The 4,547-nt window shown below is 64.1% G+C and carries 3 protein-coding genes; all 3 read right to left on the minus strand.

Going from position 1 to position 4,547, the window contains the following annotated elements:
* Positions 1-7 precede the first annotated feature (7 nt).
* The 3 genes from AC4HIX_RS20720 to AC4HIX_RS20730 all read right to left on the minus strand — a co-directional run bounded on the left by AC4HIX_RS20720 (position 8) and on the right by AC4HIX_RS20730 (position 4,464).
* Positions 8-1,696 (minus strand): recombinase family protein, encoded by a 1,689-nt coding sequence (locus AC4HIX_RS20720; RefSeq protein ID WP_490400337.1) that lies wholly within the window; start codon positions 1,694-1,696, stop codon positions 8-10.
* A 25-nt stretch (positions 1,697-1,721) separates the two neighbouring features.
* Positions 1,722-1,901 (minus strand): hypothetical protein, encoded by a 180-nt coding sequence (locus AC4HIX_RS20725; RefSeq protein ID WP_260006523.1) that lies wholly within the window; start codon positions 1,899-1,901, stop codon positions 1,722-1,724.
* Positions 1,902-2,229: 328 nt separating this feature from the next.
* Positions 2,230-4,464, minus strand: a complete 2,235-nt coding sequence (locus tag AC4HIX_RS20730; RefSeq protein WP_490400338.1) for an AAA family ATPase — start codon at positions 4,462-4,464, stop codon at positions 2,230-2,232.
* Positions 4,465-4,547: the final 83 nt, after the last annotated feature.

Below are 4,547 nucleotides of genomic sequence, written 5' to 3' on the forward strand. Positions count from 1 at the left end.
GTCAGGCTCATAACCTGAAGGTCGCAGGTTCAAATCCTGCTCCCGCAACCAACACTAATTCACTAGACATATCAAAGGCTTCGGATCTACCGCCCGGGGCCTTCTTCCTGTTCGCGCCTTCCGCACCCGCCGCAAGACGCAGCAGCCCGGCCAGATCCCCCTCCAGCGTCAGATCCAGGCCACCGCCCTCCGCCGCGGGCGTCAGCACGATCCGCTCCACCAGAGACCGCAGCGCCTCTTTGGCCTCTTCCATGCCTTCGGCAGAGCCAAGGCCCTTGATCAGCCGCCTGACCCGCTCCCGGTAGGCTTCGGCCATTGACGGGTGAAACACCACCGTGTCCGGGGCAGGGGTCTGCTCCAGCTCCCGTTCCAGCTGCTGGCGGCGCGTGTCGAGCTCGATCATCCGGTCTTTCACCTGATCTGTGGGAATGCCGGCAATGATCGCATCCACCAGCTTCTGGTGGTCGCGTTTTGCACGGGCGAGCGCCTGTTCCTTTTCCTTGCGGTTCCCGGCGGCTGCCGCCTTCAGCCGGTTGCGCTCGGCAGTGTATTCTTCGCAGAAGACCTGCACCGCATCCGGATCCATCAGGTGGTTCGCCAGCGCATCCAGAACCCGGGCTTCCAGGTCGGCCTGCTTGATCGTGCGCTTGTTGCTGCAGACCGCGGCGCCCTTGTTCCTTGCCGGGGAGCAGCCGAAGCTGTCCTTCGAAATCTTAGCAAAGCCGCCGCCGCAGCAGCCGCAGGCCATTAGCCCGGAGAACAGCGTCTTCGGACGGCGGCGGTCCCAGACCGGGGTCGATGTGCCTTTTGTCTTCAGCGCGCCCTGGCGGCTGCGGACTGCTTCCCAGAGTTCCGGGTTAATGATGCGCAGCTCTGGCACTTCGGTGATGGTCCATTCGCTTTCCGGGTTCAGGCGGGAAATCCGCCTGTTTGTCTGAGGGACCTTGTCGTAGCACAGCCGGTTCCAGAACTGGCGGCCGTTGTAGAGCTCATTGTTCAGAATGCCGGAGCCCCTTTGGCGGTTGCCATGGATGGTGGAGGCGCCCCAATGGCGGCCGGACGGGGACGGCACGCCTTCCTTGTTGAGCGCCTCTGCAATCTTTTTGGGGGACAGTCCCTTGGCATAATCCTGGAAGATCCTGCGCACGACCGCGGCCTCCTCCGGATTGATCTCGCGCTCCCCGCGGATCAGGTCGCCGCTGGCTGTGAGCTGCGGCTTCAGATCGTAGCCGTAAGCCTTGCCGCCAGCGGATTTGCCCGCCAGCGCACGCCCCTTCAGGCCGCGGTGGGTCTTCATGGCAATGTCCTTGAGCTGAATGGCGTTCATCGTGCCTTTGAGCCCGATATGAATCTCGGAGATCAGCCCGTCCGCCACGGTCTCGATTGGAATGCGGTGGAAACAGAACTGCTGGTAGACCCGGGCAATGTCGGCCTGGTCGCGACTCAAGCGGTCGAGGGCTTCAGAGATAAGCACATCGAAGCGTCCGCATTGCGCATCGCGCAGCAGGGCCTGCATGCCACTGCGCATAAGGCTGGCGCCGGAGATGGCGCGGTCGGAATAGGTGGCCACTACCTCCAGCCCCTGGGCCTTGGCGTAATCGGTGCAGTCGCGGATCTGGTCCTCGACAGAGGCGTCGCGTTGCAGGTCTGTCGAGTAGCGGGCGTAGATGGCTGCTCTGAGCCTGGGCTGGGACATGGCGGTGTTCTCCGGTGGTTTGATGTTAACCGGGAGAATTGCCGTCCCGGTGGTCGGTGCGGGCTGCCTCGCGGGCGAGGGCGCGCAGGAGTTCGTGAAGTGACGCGCGGGTGCTGGCGTCCTGCCGGCAGGAGCCGTTTTGCGGGCGGCCGGGTGTTTCCGGCGCCTGCTGGCATTCGGCATGTCTCTTCCGGTCCCGTGCCATTGGCCGAGGTCTCCTGTCTCCGGTGGGCGGTGGCCGCCCGCGTGTGCTGATGGAGACAGTTTACTGCGCCGGATTGGGTTGGAGCGACCCGGGTTGTAACCCTGCGGAGACGGAAATTGTGGATAAGGGCCTCGAAATACGGAACTTTCCCTCTGCAGAAGGAGGTGGGAAGGGATGCGGGCATAGACCGACCCGGCGGGGCTTTGGGACAAAACCTTTCTGGGAGGGAGTTTTCCGGATTTTGGGCCAACTGGAGCCTGCGCCGCGGAAGTTTGCACATAGGAATTGTGCAAACCTCGCGGCGGTGCGGCTTGGTTGGCGGGCGCATCTACTGGTCCAGGACCGGCTCTGGGCCATTTTTGCGCGGCACGTCGCGCAGCCAGGACCGGACCACCTTGGCATCGAACTCTCGTTTCTGCACCAAGTTTGCAGCCATGTTCTGCAGCAGCTGCTGATGGGGGTACAGCAGCGCGCGTGCGTGGTCCTCCGCGTAGTCGAGCTTCTCACGGAGGCGTTTGCGGTCGGGTTCTGCAAGTTGGGCTGGATCCTGCGGTCCAAACCAGCCGTTGCCGAAGGCGCCGAGTCCCAGCTCGTGGTCCACTGCCAACGCAATCCGCGCAGCCTGTGCCAAGTCGGACGTGGCGCTGCCGCCAGCGCCCGCGGACACAGTCCCAAAGATGAGCCGCTCCGCCGCCCGCCCCGCGAGGTGGACGTAGAGCTGACGGTCGAAATCTGACGCCAGACCCGGATTCGGGGGAACATCCCGTTCGATTGTTCCGCCTGCGGCAGCAACCCGGACCTGCGTGATCGCCTCTCCGAAGATCCAGGCGGCGATGGCATGGCCGCATTCATGGACGCAAATGCGGTAAAGCAGGCCGTGGTTCTCCTCCAGCTCCCTGACACCGAGATGGCGGCGCAGAAGCTGCAGATCGAGCGGGCAGCCGCTGTGCCGGGCTTCACTGCGGGCAGAGCGCACCGCGGCGTCCACGTCGGCGGCGGTTTTGCCAATGCAGTCCCGCGCCAGCTCCAACATCGCATCCTCGGGGAATGCGTCCTGCAGCCGCTCAGCAAGGAGGTGCTGCAGCATTGCCTTGCTTGGCAGCGGCATCTCGATCTTGATGTCAAACCGCCCGGCTCTAAGAACTGCGGGGTCGATGTGCTGCGGGTGGTTGCAGGCACCAACCACCATGATCCCTGCATCCCGGCTGATGCGGTCCATCTGCTCCAAAAAGCCAGCAACCACTTGCCTTCTATAGCTGGCACTGTTGTCGCCGGCACTGTCGCGGGAACCGATCGCGTCGATCTCATCGATGAAGAGGATACAGGGAGCATTCTTCCGGGCTTCATCGAAGCTTTTGCGCATGGCGTGCAGGAGGTTGCCCAGATGCCCCTTGGCCTGCCATTCGGCGCAGCTTGTCTCGACGCAATTGACCCCGGCGCTCCGGCCCATCGCGCGGGCGAGGTGGCTCTTGCCGGTGCCCGGCAGGCCAAAAAGCAGCAAGGAGTGCGGGATCTCATTCCAGGCCACGCCGCCTTCGTCCCAGAGTCGCAGGTCTGCAACCAGTTGCCGGGCGGTGTCATAGGACCGGCCAATGCCTGTGATCTTCTCCCTTGGCGCGTGGGCTTCGGGCGGTGAAGCGGCAGCGGCGGTTAGCGCCTGGGACAGGCGCTGAGCCATCTTCTTCGCTGTGGGTGCGCGCAGGGCGAAAGAGAGTGCGGCGGTGGAGAGCCCTTGCAACTGGCCGTTCGGGGGCAGCGCGGCGCGGGTGGCGGCTTCATCGATGCGGCCCGTGCGGCTGTGCGTCTGGCGCAGCAGGGCGATCAGAAAATCCGCGTCCACTTGCGGCACTGTCAGTTGATGACAGTGCTCCGCCACCAGCGGTGCCGGCAGCGCCATCTCATCCGGCAAGCAGATCCACAAAGGCTGGCTGTGCGCTAGACCCTTGATGATCAGATCCTGCAGCTCATCAATGTGTTGCTGTTCAATCGCACCATCGCGGGCACTGGGGACAGCGAGGGTCACGCGCTGGTTCAGTTGCACTTGGCGCCGGCCGTCATGGGCCTGCCAGCCCGGCGGCAGCAGGGCGTGGTTGAGGAGATTTTCCACGCTTGAAAACCCGGAGGCAGGAATGTTGTGCAGGATCAGCACGGCGCCACGGGCAAGCTGCGTGTCCACCGCAGCCGGGGAGCCGAAGGCCGCGGCGATCCGAAGCAGAAGAAGCAGCTTGTCTGCCGGCAGGTCTGTTACCGGCAGCCAGCGGCCCGCGTCATCACATGCGTACGGGTCGGCGCCTTCTTCCTCCAGCGCTTCCCAGAGCTCCGGCGGCAGATGCCGCGCGTCCGAGTTCTCGCTCAGCTGCTGCAGCAAAGAATGGGGGTGATCCGGTGCAGGGGGCACAAGGGGCTCCCCGGTGCCAGCACTGCCGTCTGGCGCGTCTTCTTTGAGTGTCTTGCGGCGCGCCTGCTGCAGTTCTTCGCAGTGGAGATGATAGCGGCGGGCGCAGTCTTCGGCGAACTGCCACCAATCGGGGCGTGCGGGTTTGGAGAGATCAAGCTGGCTCATGGCAAGCCTCCTGTGAACGGGCAAAAGAGATCGGGCGCCCGGTGAAACCGGGCGGGAGATGTTGGAAATTGAAGAGGAGGGGG

It is taken from the genome of Leisingera sp., from assembly GCF_982940295.1.